This is a genomic window from Maricaulis sp. (assembly GCF_017642925.1).
GTDB lineage: Bacteria > Pseudomonadota > Alphaproteobacteria > Caulobacterales > Maricaulaceae > Maricaulis.
This window is the reverse complement of record NZ_JAEPOL010000005.1, coordinates 76,848-91,724: the sequence shown is the minus strand read 5'-3', so window position 1 is coordinate 91,724 and position 14,877 is coordinate 76,848. Positions and strand designations below refer to the sequence as shown.

The following is a 14,877-nucleotide window of genomic DNA, read 5'->3' as shown; positions in this document are numbered from 1 at the left end:
AAGCCGCGCCGCAAGCAGCAGAAAGGAGTCTCCCATGGAGATTCGCGAAGGTCTCACCTTCGACGACGTGCTCTTGCAGCCCGGCCCGTCCGAAGTTCTCCCCGCCGACGCCAATGTGTCCACCCGCATCGCCAGCGATGTCGGGTTGAACATTCCCGTGATGGCCGCCGCCATGGACACCGTCTCCGAGAGCGGCATGGCGATCGCCATGGCCCAGGCCGGCGGCCTGGCGGTGATCCACCGCAATCTCACCATTGCCGAGCAGGCCGAAGAGGTCCGCCGGGTGAAGCGGTTCGAGAGCGGTATGGTGGTCAATCCGGTGACGATCTCGCCGGACGCGACGCTCGCCGATCTGCGCGCCCTGATCGCCCAGCACCGGATTTCCGGCATTCCCGTCGTGGAAGGCAATGGCGACGGCCTGCCGGGCAAGCTGGTGGGCATCATCACCAACCGCGATGTGCGCTTTGCCGACGACCCCAACGAGAAGGTCGGCAATCTGATGACGCGCGATGTGGTGACGGTGCGTGAGGGCGCCTCCCAGGACGAGGCGCGCGCCAAGCTGCACAAGCACCGGATCGAACGCCTGCTGGTGGTCGACGACCAGGATCGCTGTATCGGCCTGATCACGGTCAAGGATATGGAAAAGGCCCAGGCCTTCCCGATGGCCGCCAAGGACGCCCAGGGGCGTCTGCGCTGCGCGGCGGCCACCACGGTCGGCGACAGCGGTTTCGAGCGCGCCGAGGCCCTGATGGACGCCGGCGTGGACGTGGTGGTGATCGACACCGCCCACGGCCAGAGCCAGTCTGTGCTCGACCAGGTCACCCGGGTGAAGAAGGCGTCGAATGCCGCCCGCGTCGTGGCCGGCAATGTGGCGACCTATGACGGTGCCAGGGCGCTGATCGATGCCGGTGCGGACTGTGTGAAAGTGGGGATCGGGCCGGGCTCGATCTGCACGACGCGCGTGGTCGCCGGGGTCGGCGTGCCGCAGCTGACGGCGATCATGGATGCCCGCCGCGCCGCGGAAGGCTCCGATGCCTGCATCATCGCCGATGGCGGGATCAAATTCTCCGGCGACATGGCCAAGGCCATCGCGGCCGGCGCGCACTGCGTGATGATCGGTTCGCTGCTGGCCGGCACGGAAGAAGCGCCGGGCGAGGTCTTCCTCTACCAGGGCCGATCCTACAAATCCTATCGCGGCATGGGGTCGCTGGGGGCGATGGCGGCAGGCTCTGCCGACCGTTACTTCCAGAAGGATACCGAGCGCATGAAGCTGGTGCCCGAAGGGATCGAGGGCCAGGTGCCCTACAAGGGGCCGGTCGGTCCGATCCTGCACCAGATGGTGGGCGGTCTGCGGGCGGCCATGGGCTATACCGGTTCGCGCACGATTGCCGATCTGCACAATCGCGCGCAATTCGTGCGCATTACGAATGCGGGCCTGCGCGAAAGCCATGTGCACGACGTGAAGATCACGCGCGAAGCGCCGAACTACCCGACGACGAGCTAGGCGGCGGTGCTGCCAAAACCGGTGTATGGCAGCCATCCATCGCGGATGGCTGTCGTTCGCCGGAAAGCCTGCCTAGGGTCGCGCAGGGCCGCCGGACGAGCGGCTGCAAAAGGGGAGTGATGCAATGAACACGGCTTTTCTCTATCCGGTCCTGGTGCAGGTGGCGCTGACCTTCGCGCTGGTGATTGCGACCGGGCTGACCCGGACCGCTGCAATCCGGCGGGGCGAGGTGAAAGTGTCCGAGGTGGCGCTGGGGCAGAAGGCGTGGCCGAAACGGTCGATGCAAGTTTCCAACGCCTATCAGAACCAGCTGGAAACACCGATCCTCTTCTATGCCGGGGTGCTGTTCGCAGGCGTGTTCGGCGTCGCCGGAGATCTCCTGCTCACCCTGGCCTGGATCTGGGTCGGGTTGCGCATCGTGCATGTCGCGATCCACATCACCACCAATCACATGCTGCACCGTTTCGCAGCCTTCCTGGCAAGCGTGCTCGTGCTGGCTGCTTTCTGGGTCTTCATGGCCATTGAGGTGCTGACCCGATGATGCAGGACCAGCCGCCGCTCGATTTGTCCAAAGATGTGCTCTTCCTGCTGACCGGCCAGTGGGATGACGCCGATGGCGGTCCCTGGCTGTGCGCCGATTGCTGCACAATGGAGGGCGCGCTTGCGGTCAATCCGCACTGGGTGGATGCCATCACCCTGGTGCGCGTCGACTATGCCCGGCCGCGGGCCGAGATCGTCGCGCTGCTGGATGCCGATCACCAGAACGCGCCGACCCTGATCCTCGCCGGGGACACGGTGGCGCACGAAGAGCCGGAGGCCGTGGTGAACGGCCTTCGCATCTTCACCGATCCCAAGACGATCTGCCGCCAGCTCGCCGCCACCCATGGCGGAGCCCGGCCGAAATAGCGGCCCTGCGTGCGGCACTGTCCGGCGTGCCCGGCTTGCGCTAGGGAAGGCGCCCTTTTGATCCGGCGCTTTGCGCCGGCCGACTTCCCCGCTATGCCGGGACGTCAGATGCACAGGATCGCACCCCATGAGAGACGGCGCCCGTATCGCTGCGGCCATTGAAATCCTCGACACGCTGACGCGTCAGCACCAGCCGGTGAAGGACGCCGTGCGCGACTGGGGCAAGGCGCACCGCTTTGCCGGATCCGGCGACCGGGCCTGGATTGCGGGCCTCGTGCTCGACGCGTTGCGGCACCAGGCATCGATCGCCCATGCGATGGGAGAGGGTTCGGCGCGGGCGCTGGCCCTGGGGACGGTCGGCCGTATCTGGGGACTGTCCGCTGACGAGATCGACGCCCTGTTCGAGGGCGACGAGCACGCGCCCGAACCGCTGAGCGAAGCGGAACGGGCCGGCCTTGTCCGCGATATTTCCGATGCTCCGCTCCACGTGCGGGCCGATGTGCCCGAATGGCTGGAAGAGAGCCTGCTGCGCGCCTTCGGCGATGCGGCGGCCGAGGAGGGGCATGCCCTCTCGTCCCGCGCCCCGGTCGATCTGAGAGTGAATGAACTGAAAGCTGATTTCGACAAGGCTTTCAAGGAAGTATCGTCGAAACTCAAAGCGGCCGAAAATACCCCTTTGGTGCGCTCGGGTATTCGGATTGCCCAGCGCGATCCGCGCGGCAAGGCGGCCGCCGCCGAGAGCATTCCCGCCTATGGCAAGGGCTGGGTCGAGGTGCAGGATGCCGGGTCGCAGCTGGCCGCCCTGGCCGCGGGCGCCCAGCCAGGCCAGCAGATCCTGGACTATTGCGCCGGTGCAGGCGGCAAGACGCTCGCCCTGTCAGCGCTGCTGATGAATACCGGACAGGTTCATGCCTGGGATCTGGACTGGCGCCGGTTGCGGGCCATCTGGCCGCGTCTGAAGCGAGCCGGGTCGCGCAATGTTCAGGTCCATGACGGCAATGAAGACAAGGCTTTGTCCGAATTTGTTGAGAAAATGGATGTCGTGTTCTGCGATGCCCCGTGCACCGGAACCGGCACTTGGCGCCGGCGGCCCGATGCGAAATGGCGTCTCAAACCGGCCGCGCTGGAGAAGCGCATGGCCGAGCAGGACACGGTGCTGGAGCGCGCCCGGCGCTATGTGAAGCCCGGCGGCCGTCTGGTCTATGTCACCTGTTCGGTCCTGCCCGAGGAGAATGGCGACCGGGTCACGGCCTTCCTCGACCGCACCGATGCATTCAAACCGGTCCCGGCGCTGGATGTGATCGAAGCCAGCGGCCACCTCGCCGAAGGCGCCCGCGCAATGCTGGAGCCTTGCGTCGGTGAACACGGCGCAATCCAGCTTTCGCCCGGCCGGACGGATACCGACGGCTTCTACATCTGCGTGATGGAGCGGGTGGGGTAGGCTGGCGGCTTTGGCGCCACCCGCGTCATCCTGCCCCTTGATGGGGCAGGGGGACCGCGCCGAAGGCGGGGTGGATGGGGTGGGAGCAAGGTGTTTCCGGCTACGCACCTGAAAGGCCATCACCGGGGTTCACCCCTTCCGTCCGGCTGCGCCGGACACCTTCCCCATCAAGGGGAAGGACGAGTCGGTGGGCTAGCCGCGCACCTTGCGGCGGCGTCCCGGAGCCGCCGCATAGCCCAGCGCGTCCAGCCGGGCCCGGATGTCCGGCGAGACCTGCGCGTCGAGCGCCGCGCCGGCACCGATGCGGCGCTGGGTCAGGGCTGAATTGATCAGGGGCAGGCTGTCGCGCTCCAGCCCTTTCAGCTCCACAGGCCGGCCGGCGAAGTGAAGCATGGCGGGCTCGTAGCCCAGGCCCAGGAAGGCTGTCAGCGCCGTCAGCGTGGCCTTGGGGCGTTTGACCAGATCCTCATAGCGCACCCGGTGGATCCGGCCGGCAAGGGCGCGTTCGGCGCGCAGGCCGATCCCTGTGAGGTCGAACCAGTATTTCAGTGCGGCATCGGGCCGGCTGACATGCGGATAGGTCTGGCCGTCGGCATCGCGCCAGTCGCGCGCGAGCAGCGATGCGGCCACATCGCGCCCGTCGCGCACGACATGGATGAACTTCGCCTGCGGCAGCAGGCGCCCGAGCTGTTCGAACGCGGCGATGTTGAGCGAGGTCTTCTCGATCAGGACGCGGCGCGGATCGGCCGCCAGCGGCACCTCGAACAGACCCGTCAGCAGTTCCGCCATGGCATGGCGCATGTCTTCGGCCTGGAGGTCGAAATCGCGCGCGTGCAGATCGCCCAGCTGGCTGGCGAAGGCCTGCCATTGCATGGCGATAGCGGGCGGCAGGCCGGTATCTGGCCCGCAATGGATGCGGCTGTGCGGCTCGACGAGCCGGCGCAGCAGGGTGAGGCCGGAGCGCGGGCAGCCGCCGGCAAAGACCAGGCGTTGACCGTCGCCGGGGGCGGGGTCAGCCGGCTCAGGCATAGCCGAGCGTACGCAGGACGCGGCCGGCAACAGCGTCGATCTGTGCCAGCTGGCGGTCATCGAGATCGCGCTGCCAGCGACCGATTGCCGAGGCGTCGATCGGCTGGGCGACGCGTTCGGCGCTGGATTCCGACTGGCCGGCCGTGCGGTCGAAATGGCGGGCATGATCAAGGGCACGAGCCTTGGCGGCATCGTTTTCGCCCAGCTTGTCGAACAGCCGTCCGATTTCGCGCTCCGGATCGGTCGCCAGATGTTCGTAACGCAGTTCCAGATAATTCGGATCGTCATGCATCCGGGCGCCGGACTCGATGCTGCGCATCCAGAGTTCGGCGGCGGCACCGGCATCCTGCGTGATGGCCATCGGCCGGCCCTGATTGTCGCGCCAGTTCATCGAGAGGAGGGAGGCCACGACATCGCGCCCGTCGCGCACGATCCCGATCAGCGGGCTGTCCGGGAAGAGCCGGCGCAATTGGCTGAAGTGCAGGATGTTGGCCGGCGTCTTCTCGGCCACACGCGCGCCGGTACGGGCGTGCAAAGGTGACAGAAGGGTATCGATGGTCTGGGCGAAACGGGCGTTCAGCGCGTCTGCATCGAGGCCATAATCGGCTGAAAGCACGTCGAGATGGGAAGTCTCGATCTGCTCTGCCAGATGGCACAGCGCCGGGATAACGCGCATCTCCGGCCCGCAGACGATATTGCGGCTGGCATTGACGATGGCGCGCAAGAGCGTGGTGCCGGAGCGCGGCGCGCCGCCGATGAAAATCGGAGATTTCCCCACTGCATATTGCATCGCGCCGCATCCCTCGCTGTGACGAGAGTGGGGCGTCTACAATGACGCGCGGCTGTCTTTTAAGTTAAACTAATTCAATGTATTACAGGGATTTAATGCAAGCTATTCCCGCTCGAACACCAGTGACGCCGTCACCGGCACGACCGGTGTGATCGAGGGCAGGCCGGCCAGGTCCTGGAGCGTGGCGAGACCGTCTGTCAGGCCGAAGTCGTCGACGTGGAGCAGAACCGGCTGCGTGGTCTCCACCAGCACCCGCTCGCCATTGAGATCGGTCACGGTGACATCTGTTTCAACCGGCAGGCTGACGCCGTGCAGTTCCAGCGTGCCCTGCAGCGGCAGGGTGGTGCGCTGGCCCGGTTACAGGCCGGTCAGGGCGGCCAGGTCGATCTGGGCGGTCAGGCGCGCCTGCGGATACTCGCCTGTCTGGAAGAAATGTTCCCGCATGCGCTCATTGCGGATCTCGATGCCGGTTTCCACGCTGTCCAGCGCGATCAGGAGCTCGGCTGTGCCGTCTTCCGCAACCGAACCCGTGAGGTTCGTGAAATGATGCGCTTCCGCGATCTCGCCGGACTTGATGGAAACGAAGCCGACCGAGGAGGTCTCGCGATCGAGCTGCCAGTCATTGCCCTGTGCCGCGGGCTGGGCGCAGGCCGCGAGGACGAGAGCGGCGGGAAGAAGGGCATGGCGAAACCGGCGCATGAGACTCTCCTGATTGCACGTGCGAGTTCCCTATAGGTGAAGCCCGCCGGGGCCGGGATCAAGGGAAACCGGAACGGCCGCGGGGAAAATATCTGCCCGGTTGCACACGGGACGCCCGTGCCCTCTAGCCAATTTGCCCGTTACGCGCTATCCGGCCGCATGCTGAACCTCGACTCGGCCCTTTCCTCACAATTTGACCTCCGGGAGGCCTGCGCCTGCAGGCCCGTGCGCGCATGACCGACGATATTATCGACCAGAACCACCAGAAACTCCTGATCATCGATTTCGGTAGCCAGGTGACCCAGCTGATCGCCCGCCGCGTGCGCGAGAGTGGCGTCTATTGCGAAGTCCACCCTTATAATCGCGCCGATGCTGCCTTCATCGACGATTTCGACCCTCGGGCGATCATCCTGTCCGGCTCGCCACACTCGACGCATTGGGACAACTCGCCCCGCGCCGATGACAGCGTCTTCACCCGGGGCTTGCCGGTGCTGGGCATCTGCTATGGCGAGCAGACCATGTGTGCCCAGCTGGGCGGGGCGGTGGAAGCTTCGGACGATCGCGAGTTCGGCCGCGCCGACATCACCCTGATCGAGGACAGCCCGCTGTTCGAGGGCTTCGGTCCGGTCGGTCACGAGGAACGTGTCTGGATGAGCCATGGCGACCGGGTCTCGGCCCTGCCGCCGGGCTTCAAGGTGATTGCGAAATCGGGTCATGCCCCGTTTGCCGCCATCGCCGACGAGGCGCGCCGTTTCTACGGTGTGCAATTCCACCCGGAAGTCGTGCACACGCCGCGCGGTGCCGCCCTGCTGCGCAATTTCACCCACACGATTGCCGGCCTGACCGGCGACTGGTCGATGAAGTCCTTCAAGGACGAGGCGATCGCCAAGGTGCGCGCCCAGGTCGGCGACAAGAAGGTGATCTGCGGCCTCTCCGGCGGTGTCGACAGCTCGGTCGTGGCCGTGCTGCTGCACGAGGCCATCGGCGACCAGCTGACCTGCGTCTTCGTGGATACCGGCCTGATGCGCCTGGGCGAGGCGGACGAGGTGGTGACCCTGTTCCGCGAGCACTACAACATCCCGCTCGTCCATGCCGACGAGGAGAAACTCTTCCTCGAGGCGCTGGACGGCATCGACGATCCGGAAAAGAAACGCAAGACGATCGGCAAGCTCTTCATCGACGTCTTCGAGGCCAAGGCGAAAGAGGCCGGCGGCGCCGATTTCCTCGCCCAGGGCACGCTCTATCCGGACGTGATCGAGAGCGTCAGCTTCGATGGCGGCCCCTCGGTCACCATCAAGTCGCACCATAATGTCGGCGGCCTGCCGGAACGCATGAACATGCAGCTGGTCGAACCGCTGCGCGAACTGTTCAAGGACGAGGTGCGCGCGCTGGGCCGCGAGCTGGGCCTGCCGGAAGCCTTTGTCGGCCGGCATCCCTTCCCGGGGCCGGGCCTGGCGATCCGCATCCCCGGCGCCGTCTCCAAGGAAAAGGCCGACATCCTGCGCAAGGCCGACGCGATCTATATCGACGAGATCCGCAAGGAAGGCCTCTACGACAAGATCTGGCAGGCCTTCTCGGTGCTGCTGCCGGTGCGCACGGTCGGCGTGATGGGCGATGAGCGCACCTATGATCACGTCCTGGCCCTGCGCGCGGTGACGTCGGTCGACGGCATGACCGCCGACTACTACCCGTTCGAACACGACTTCCTCGGCCGGGTCGCCACCCGCATCATCAATGAATGCCGCGGCGTGAACCGGGTGGTCTATGATGTGACGTCCAAGCCGCCGGGGACGATTGAGTGGGAGTAGGGGGGCAATTTGCGGGCAGCCCCCTGATGCTCTTGGACGCCATCTATAATTCCGGTCCCGGCGCTATCGCCATGCGACCGAAATAAAGCGAAGTCTCCTACGGATTGGCCTCGCCGCCGAGCGCCGCGAAAGCCTCTCGCAGCAAGTCTCCGAACGGTCGCGCCCCGTCTTCGCGGTGATACGCGTCGGTCGACAGGCGCAGCGCTCCGATGGACATCATGGAGACAAGCCGGAGGGCCAGCTGCCGCTGCTCCCCGGGCCATTTCCGACGCAGGGCGGCGTACAACGTGGCCTCGTGCTCGACATAGCTGGCCAACTTGCGCGCCTGCACCACCGGGCTGGCGCGCATCAGCCGGTCGATGGCCAGCATCTCGTCGGCGGGGATGGTGTTGCACACCTCCAGGACCGCGTCGCGAATAGCCTCCAGTGGCGGCTTGTCGGCCGGTTCGTCCTCCAGCGCGCGCACGATCCGCAGGCCCATATCGCTTTGCAGCGACAGCAGAATCTCATCCTTCGACTTGAAATAATGGAAGAAAGTGCGGCGGGAGATCCCAGCCTCCGCGGCGATCTCGTCGAGCGTCGTCGCGTCATAGCCCCGCTGAAGAAAGAGGCGGAGGCCCACATCGGTGATGCGCGCCAGGGTCTCGCGGCGCTTGCGCTCGCGCTTGCCTTCGCCCGGGGGTGAAATTTCGTCGTCGCTGTTCATGGCGCCTTGATAATTGCACTGAGTGCAACAATCAGGAAAGGCCGGTCTCCATGACGAAATGGGCGGCAGCGAATATCCCGTCACAGCAGGGGCGCCTGGCGGTCGTCACCGGCACGGGCGGTCTGGGGGTCGAGAACGCGCTGGCTCTGGCGCGCGCGGGGGCGGAGGTTCTCGTCGCGGGCCGCAATCCGGCCAGGGGCGCGGAGGCCGTGGCGCGGATCGCCGCCGCGGCGCCGGCGGCCCGGGTGCGGTTCGAGGCGCTGGACCTGGCGAGCCTCGCCTCGGTCGCAGCCTTCGCCGAACGCCTCGCCGCGCGGCATGACCGGGTCGACATCCTCATCAACAATGCCGGCGTGATGACGCCCCCGCGGCGGCTTGTGACGGCCGACGGCTTCGAGCTTCAGCTCGGCGCGAACTATCTTGGCCATTTCGCCCTGACCGGCCGGCTGCTGCCTTTGCTGCGCAACGCCGAGCAGTCGCGCGTCGTCGCGCTGTCCAGCATCGCCGCGCGTGGCGGCGCCATCGATTTCGATGATCTGAACGCTGAGGCCAGCTACCGGCCGATGGCCGTCTACAGCCAGTCCAAGCTCGCGTGCCTGATGTTCGCGCTGGAGTTCCAGCGGCGCAGCGAAGCCGCTGGCTGGGGCGTCGCCGGCATGGCCGCGCATCCGGGGATCGCGCGCACCAGCCTGCTCCACAATGCGCCCGGCCGCTGGAGCGCGTCGGGCCTGACCCGATCCCTGCTCTGGTTTCTGTTCCAGCCGGCGGAGCAGGGCGCCTTGCCGGCCCTGTACGCCGCTGCCGCGCTTGAGGTCTCGCCCGGCGGATATTACGGGCCGCAGGGCCTCAGCGAACTGCGCGGCTCCCCAGGTCCTGCAAGAATTCCGCCCCAGGCCCTGGACGGAACGGTCGCCGCCCGCCTCTGGGAAAGATCCGAGGCGCTGACCAGCGTTTCGTTCGGATGAGGCCGGCCGACCGGCGCGGCCATGCCGCGCCGGCGTCACGCGCGTAGATGCCGCTGCGCCCAGGCGGACCCGTACGACAAGATCTGGCAGGCCTTCTCGGTGCTGCTGCCGGTGCGCACGGTCGGCGTGATGGGCGATGAGCGCACCTATGACCACGTCCTGGCCCTGCGCGCGGTGACGTCGGTCGACGGCATGACCGCCGACTACTACCCGTTCGAACACGACTTCCTCGGCCGCGTCGCCACCCGCATCATCAATGAATGCCGCGGTGTGAACCGGGTGGTCTATGACGTGACCAGCAAGCCGCCGGGGACGATTGAGTGGGAGTAGGGGCTTCATTGATTTGTAGTGCTTCGTGCACTACATTGCGGTGAGGAGACTTGCGATGCTCAATTTTACCGGCCCCGGCCGCACACCTGAAAAGCAGACCCGCACAACGCAAATCCGTCATGGCGATCAGCTTGGCGAGATGATCGAGCGTGCGGCGACGTCGCTGGGTGTCGACAAGTCGGTCTTCCTGCGCGCTGCAATCGAGAATGAGGCCGCGCGTGTGATCGAGGCGCAATCGCGTCACGTGCTCTCGGCGGAGGACGCAGCACGGTTTGCCGCGGCCCTGGATGCGGATCTGCCGCCGACGCCGCGGGCCCTGGAGGCTGCAAAAGCCTATCGCCGCCGCGTTGTGCATGCCGACTGACGGCGTCGATCTGCGCATAGAAAAGTTTGACCCGGCGCGGCATGACCGCGCCGGTTTTTCATGCGGCGTTGAGCGGCTGGACAATTATCTCAAGCTGACGGCGAAGCGGCAGCAAATCGATGACATGACCCGGGTCTATGTCATCATCGCTGATGGCGATAACAGGGTCCTGGGCTACCACGCCATCAATCTGGGCATGATGGATGTGACGGAGCTGCCCAAAAAGCCGCGCGGTACGCCCGCTCATGGCGAACTGCCCGCTCTTTTCCTCGGACAGGTTGCTGTCAGCCAATCCGTGCAAGGCCGGGGGATCGGCTCGATCCTGATGCACCACGTTTTCGAGAAAGCCGGCCGGATCAGCCAGGAAGCCGGCTGCTTTGCCCTGGTCCTCGATGTGATGGACGATGGCGGCGAGGCCGCATTCGCCCGTCGCTGCGCCTGGTATCGGGATTTCGGATTCCAGGATTTTGCCAGCCGGGCCGGCCGCATGTTCATGACGATGAAGCAGGTCCGCGCGATCATCCAGGGCCCTGTCGTCTAGCCTCCGCCCGCCACACCGCACTCCATCGCAAACAGCGCTTCCAGGTGCTGCCGCGCCGTGTCCGCATTCATCGCCGGATCGCCTGCCAGGATAAGCCCGGCAAGGCCGTCGCGCAGGGCGTCGAGGCGCAGGGCTGTAGCGGCCGGGTCGGGGAGTTGCCAGTCGCCGGACGAGACCCCGTCGGCGAGCAGGCGGGCGAGGGCGCTGCGCAATTGCGTGCGGATCCGGTCCAGCGCTTCGGCGATGGGCGGGTCGTGCGGCGCCAGCCGTTCGGCATCGATCCACAGCCGCCAGTAAAGCCGGGCCTCCGGCGCAAAGGCCTCGGCCATGAAACGCTCGATCGCGGCGCGGGGCGTCTCGTCGGCACGCCGGATGTCGGCCGGAGCGTCCTCGAATACCGCTTCCCAGGCCGCGGCCCGCAGCACCGGCCAGCGGAAATAATGGTTCAGCAGCCCGGTGCCCACACCGGCGCGCTCGGTGACGCTGCGGGTCTGGGCCGCTTCCAGACCGCTCTCCATTAACACTTCGACCGCCGCCCGGAATATCCGCTCGCGGCCGCTGCCCCGGGGTTTCTTCACATCTGACATCGCGTCCCTCTTGACTCATTGAGCCATTGCTCAATTAAATTGAGCGACTGTTCAATGAGGGTTTTATGCCGGTACCGGATCGTAATTCAACCGTCGATACGCTGCGCACCGCGGCGCTGATCGGCATCTGCGTGGTCAACCTGCCTTTCATGGGCCTGCCGCAGGGCGCCGTCCTGTCGGCACCGGACGGGCTGTGGAACCAGGCGGCGGCGCTCTTCACGGGTATCTTCTTCGAAGCCAAATTCTTCATGCTGTTCTCCTTCCTGTTCGGCTGGGGGATCGAGATCCAGCAAAGGGCGGCCGAACGGGCCGGCGCCAGTGCCGGGCGGCGTTATGGCCGGCGCCTGGTCATGCTGGCCCTGTTCGGCGCGGCACACGCCATTTTCGTCTTCTCCGGCGATATCCTCGTGCTTTATGCGCTGCTCGGTCTTCTGATCTGGCCGTTTCGCCGTGCGCGTCCCGGCGTTCTGGCCGCGATAGCGGCGGGCATGGTGCTTGTGTCCTGCCTGTCGCTGACATGGCTGGTCACGCTGCTGCCGTCCGGGGCCGTGCCCCTTCCCTCGGGGCCGGGGCTGGGCGGCAGCTATGGCGAGGCCGTCCTTGCGCGCCTGACGGACTGGCCGGAAACCCTCATTTTCCTGATCATCCTGCAGGGACCGCTGGCCTTCTGTGCCTATGCGGCGGGCCTGGCGGCGGCCAAGACCGGCTTCTTCGAGCCGGGATCGCCCTGGCGGCGTCATTGCGCGCATGCCTTGCCCTGGCTGCTCATGGCGGGTCTGCCGCTCAACATCGCCTATGGCTATGTCGCCAACGGGCCGGGCTTCGGCGGCACCGGTCTGGCCGATCTTGTGAGTTTTGTGTCGCTCGGTCTGGGCGCGCCCGTGCTCGCAGCGGCGTATCTGTGCATCATCCGTCTCGTTTTCGAGCGGCCGCGCCTGCCGCAGATCCTGGTTCTGGCCGGGCGGAATTCCCTGTCGGCCTATGTGCTGCAGGGCGTGATCGCCGGTTTTCTGTTCGGCGCCTATGGACTGGGTCTGTTCGGCCAGCTGGGACACGCCGCGCTCCTGCCACTGAGCGTCTGTGTGGCGCTTACCGCCATGCTGGCTGTCGGCCTGTTTGCCCGGCTGTTCGGCCGGGGTCCGCTGGAAGCCGTCTTGCGCCGGGTGACCTATGGCGCGCCGATCCGCCGCGACGGGGAGGGGGCAAGATCATGAACCCGTTTGTCCTTCTTGTGCGCGCCGTGGCGCTGGCCCTGCTCCTCGCCCTGATGGCAGCCCTGGCCGGCTGCGCCGCAACGCCGGACATGCCGTCCGGGCGCACCGACGCTCTCACCGGCTTCTGGAGATTGCCGGACAATCAGGGCGTGATCGAGCTCGTGCGATGTCAAACGCGGGCCGATGCGCTGTGCGGCCGGCTCGTCGCGCATGACGGGCCGGACAATGCGCGCGACTATTCCCATCCCGATGTCTGGGCGTGGGGCGAGCGGGTCTGTGGCGGCCAGGTCGTGTTCGACGCGCGTGTGCAGCCGGAGACCGGGGTCTGGCAGGGCCGCGTCTATGTGCGTGCCGAAGGCGCGATCTACCACGCCGAGATCGCCGCGGCCGGACCGGACAGGCTTGACGTGCTGCTCTATGAGGGCGCGAGCGTGGATGAGGGCGTATCGGTCGTGATCGGGGCGGCGATGGGCAATCTGCCCGACCCGGTCGATCTGGGTTATCTCGCTGTCCGCGCTGCCGCCGGGCGGGAATTGCTGGCCCGGGAACAGGTCTGGAGACGGATTGATGCGGTTCCCGGACGGTGCGACCGCTGAGCTGTAACGGCATGCTTGATCGGACCCGGGCGCCGGAATTTCCGGAAGGCAGCCGCTCAGGCCTTGTTTCCGACACAGTTCCGGCGCATATGATGGCTCATCGATATTGAATGACGAATCTTCTGGGCACGGTTTTCGCCCCCCTGACGCTCTTCCTTCCAAAATCGACACTCGGGTATCTGCCGGCACGCGGTCGGCGGGGCCCACCTACACGTGACTGATTGAAAGGATCTCGTCATGGCTATTGGTACCGTTAAATTCTTCAATACCACCAAAGGTTTCGGCTTCATCGCTCCGGAAGATGGCTCCACGGACGTGTTCGTCCACGCCTCTGCCGTCGAGCGCGCCGGTCTGCCGCCGCTGTCCGAAGGCCAGAAGATCAGCTTCGATGTCGTCCAGGACAAGCGTTCGGGCAAGAGCGCCGCTGACAATCTGGAAGCCGTCTAGGCATCCGGTTTATCCGGCAGCTGGATGCCAGCACGCCGGATTGGCAATTGCAAAGGCCGGGCATCAGCCCGGCCTTTGTCGTTTCCGGACCCCCGGTTCAAGGAGAACACACGCATGGTCCAGAAAATTGATGAGAGTATCTTCACGCTGAAGTCGACGGCGCCGAAATCCAAGGCCGACATCACCGACGCCACGGTCCGTGAATATCTCAAGGAAGAGCATGATGCGCGGACGGCTCTTACCAACAAGCTGCGTGCAGCACGCCTGGCCCGGGAGGCCGCCCAGCCGGCGCCTGAACCGGCCAAACGCCGAAGCCCCCGCCGCACCAAGTCCTAGCCCGGCTGCAGGGCCGCATTGTCCCGCTCCAGCGTCCGCTTGACCGCCGGCCGGTCGGCGCAGCGGGCGACCCAGTCGCGGATTTTCGGATTGTCCGGCAAGAGGTCGGAGAACCACTGGAAGGGGCTGGAGCACAGCAGGTCGGCCGCGGAATAGCGGTCGCCCAGAAGGTATGGCCCCTTCTCCAGCGCATCATTGAGACGGGCGAGCATGGTGTCCATGTCCCGGATGCTGGCGGTGATCGCGGGATGCGACACGCCGGCCCAGTGCAGGATGAAGACCGGCTCCATCACGCCCTGATAGTAGAACAGCCAGGACAGGTACTCGCCGCGCCCCGGCTCGCCCTCGATCGGACCGAGGCCGGCCTCGGGATATTTGTCGGTGAGATAGAGGATGATGGCGCCGCGCTCGCGGACCGTTTGCTCGCCATCCACCAGGAAGGGCACTTTCTTTTCCGGGTGCGGATTGGCCGGATCCGGCCCGCCGGACCCGTCCTGACGCGGGATCGTGACTTCGCGGATGTCCACATCGGCGCCGAGTTCATCGATCAGCGTGACGATGCCGGAGGAACGGCTCATCGGCGAATGGTAGAGCGTGGGCATGGGGTTTTTCCT

General features: G+C 66.1%; 18 protein-coding genes and 1 pseudogene. 13 read left to right on the top strand and 6 right to left on the bottom strand.

What is annotated here, in order from left to right:
* Positions 1 to 34 precede the first annotated feature (34 nt).
* From guaB to JJ918_RS05660, 4 genes are all read left to right on the top strand, one after another.
* Positions 35 to 1,504, top strand: a complete 1,470-nt coding sequence (guaB, locus tag JJ918_RS05675; protein WP_291884413.1) for an IMP dehydrogenase — start codon at positions 35 to 37, stop codon at positions 1,502 to 1,504.
* A 124-nt stretch (positions 1,505 to 1,628) separates the two neighbouring features.
* Positions 1,629 to 2,045, top strand: coding sequence for an MAPEG family protein (locus JJ918_RS05670; protein ID WP_291884411.1), 417 nt, complete (start codon positions 1,629 to 1,631; stop codon positions 2,043 to 2,045).
* Positions 2,042 to 2,410: a DUF3088 family protein gene (locus JJ918_RS05665; RefSeq protein WP_291884408.1), complete on the top strand. Its 369-nt coding sequence runs from the start codon at positions 2,042 to 2,044 to the stop codon at positions 2,408 to 2,410. The genes JJ918_RS05670 and JJ918_RS05665 overlap by 4 nt, the downstream gene beginning before the upstream one ends.
* A gap of 127 nt (positions 2,411 to 2,537) precedes the next feature.
* Positions 2,538 to 3,851, top strand: a complete 1,314-nt coding sequence (locus tag JJ918_RS05660; RefSeq protein WP_291884406.1) for an RsmB/NOP family class I SAM-dependent RNA methyltransferase — start codon at positions 2,538 to 2,540, stop codon at positions 3,849 to 3,851.
* A 192-nt stretch (positions 3,852 to 4,043) separates the two neighbouring features.
* Here JJ918_RS05660 and JJ918_RS05655 read toward each other — a convergent pair whose 3' ends face one another.
* The 3 genes and pseudogenes from JJ918_RS05655 to JJ918_RS17230 all read right to left on the bottom strand — a co-directional run bounded on the left by JJ918_RS05655 (position 4,044) and on the right by JJ918_RS17230 (position 6,369).
* Positions 4,044 to 4,880, bottom strand: a complete 837-nt coding sequence (locus tag JJ918_RS05655) for a sulfotransferase (protein ID WP_291884403.1) — start codon at positions 4,878 to 4,880, stop codon at positions 4,044 to 4,046.
* Entirely contained in the window at positions 4,873 to 5,670 is a 798-nt protein-coding gene (locus JJ918_RS05650; protein WP_291884400.1) for a sulfotransferase, read from the bottom strand. Before JJ918_RS05650 ends, JJ918_RS05655 begins: the two co-directional genes overlap by 8 nt.
* A 102-nt stretch (positions 5,671 to 5,772) precedes the next feature.
* Positions 5,773 to 6,369, bottom strand: a pseudogene (locus JJ918_RS17230) (YceI family protein).
* A gap of 233 nt (positions 6,370 to 6,602) precedes the next feature.
* Here JJ918_RS17230 and guaA point away from each other — a divergent pair.
* Positions 6,603 to 8,177: a glutamine-hydrolyzing GMP synthase gene (gene guaA, locus JJ918_RS05635; RefSeq protein ID WP_291884391.1), complete on the top strand. Its 1,575-nt coding sequence runs from the start codon at positions 6,603 to 6,605 to the stop codon at positions 8,175 to 8,177.
* A gap of 97 nt (positions 8,178 to 8,274) precedes the next feature.
* On the opposite strand, the gene JJ918_RS05630 is transcribed toward guaA, so the two are convergent.
* Complete coding sequence (locus JJ918_RS05630; RefSeq protein WP_291884388.1) at positions 8,275 to 8,883, bottom strand: TetR/AcrR family transcriptional regulator; 609 nt, start codon at positions 8,881 to 8,883, stop codon at positions 8,275 to 8,277.
* A 50-nt stretch (positions 8,884 to 8,933) separates the two neighbouring features.
* Between JJ918_RS05630 and JJ918_RS05625 the strand changes: the two genes are divergently transcribed.
* From JJ918_RS05625 to JJ918_RS05610, 4 genes are read left to right on the top strand one after another with little or no spacing between them, the layout of a single operon-like run.
* Complete coding sequence (locus JJ918_RS05625) at positions 8,934 to 9,848, top strand: SDR family oxidoreductase (protein WP_291884384.1); 915 nt, start codon at positions 8,934 to 8,936, stop codon at positions 9,846 to 9,848.
* A 21-nt stretch (positions 9,849 to 9,869) separates the two neighbouring features.
* Entirely contained in the window at positions 9,870 to 10,178 is a 309-nt protein-coding gene (locus JJ918_RS05620; RefSeq protein ID WP_291884381.1) for a hypothetical protein, read from the top strand.
* 55 nt (positions 10,179 to 10,233) lie between these two features.
* On the top strand, positions 10,234 to 10,542 hold the full coding sequence (locus tag JJ918_RS05615; RefSeq protein ID WP_291884379.1) for a DUF1778 domain-containing protein: 309 nt from the start codon (positions 10,234 to 10,236) through the stop codon (positions 10,540 to 10,542).
* Positions 10,532 to 11,083 (top strand): GNAT family N-acetyltransferase, encoded by a 552-nt coding sequence (locus JJ918_RS05610; protein ID WP_291884377.1) that lies wholly within the window; start codon positions 10,532 to 10,534, stop codon positions 11,081 to 11,083. The genes JJ918_RS05615 and JJ918_RS05610 overlap by 11 nt, the downstream gene beginning before the upstream one ends.
* Here the strand turns inward: JJ918_RS05610 and JJ918_RS05605 are convergent.
* A complete protein-coding gene (locus tag JJ918_RS05605) occupies positions 11,080 to 11,670 on the bottom strand; it encodes a TetR family transcriptional regulator C-terminal domain-containing protein (protein WP_291884375.1) in 591 nt (196 codons plus the stop codon). The two genes, JJ918_RS05610 and JJ918_RS05605, sit on opposite strands and share 4 nt — an antisense overlap.
* A gap of 65 nt (positions 11,671 to 11,735) precedes the next feature.
* Here JJ918_RS05605 and JJ918_RS05600 point away from each other — a divergent pair, with 65 nt between their 5' ends.
* The 4 genes from JJ918_RS05600 to JJ918_RS05585 all read left to right on the top strand — a co-directional run bounded on the left by JJ918_RS05600 (position 11,736) and on the right by JJ918_RS05585 (position 14,263).
* Complete coding sequence (locus JJ918_RS05600) at positions 11,736 to 12,884, top strand: DUF418 domain-containing protein (RefSeq protein ID WP_291884371.1); 1,149 nt, start codon at positions 11,736 to 11,738, stop codon at positions 12,882 to 12,884.
* Positions 12,881 to 13,480, top strand: a complete 600-nt coding sequence (locus JJ918_RS05595; RefSeq protein ID WP_291884368.1) for a DUF2147 domain-containing protein — start codon at positions 12,881 to 12,883, stop codon at positions 13,478 to 13,480. Before JJ918_RS05600 ends, JJ918_RS05595 begins: the two co-directional genes overlap by 4 nt.
* A 237-nt stretch (positions 13,481 to 13,717) precedes the next feature.
* Positions 13,718 to 13,927 (top strand): cold-shock protein, encoded by a 210-nt coding sequence (locus JJ918_RS05590; RefSeq protein WP_291884366.1) that lies wholly within the window; start codon positions 13,718 to 13,720, stop codon positions 13,925 to 13,927.
* A 114-nt stretch (positions 13,928 to 14,041) separates the two neighbouring features.
* Positions 14,042 to 14,263, top strand: a complete 222-nt coding sequence (locus JJ918_RS05585; protein ID WP_291884363.1) for a hypothetical protein — start codon at positions 14,042 to 14,044, stop codon at positions 14,261 to 14,263.
* Here the strand turns inward: JJ918_RS05585 and JJ918_RS05580 are convergent.
* A complete protein-coding gene (locus JJ918_RS05580; RefSeq protein WP_291884360.1) occupies positions 14,260 to 14,865 on the bottom strand; it encodes a glutathione S-transferase family protein in 606 nt (201 codons plus the stop codon). The two genes, JJ918_RS05585 and JJ918_RS05580, sit on opposite strands and share 4 nt — an antisense overlap.
* Positions 14,866 to 14,877 lie beyond the last annotated feature (12 nt).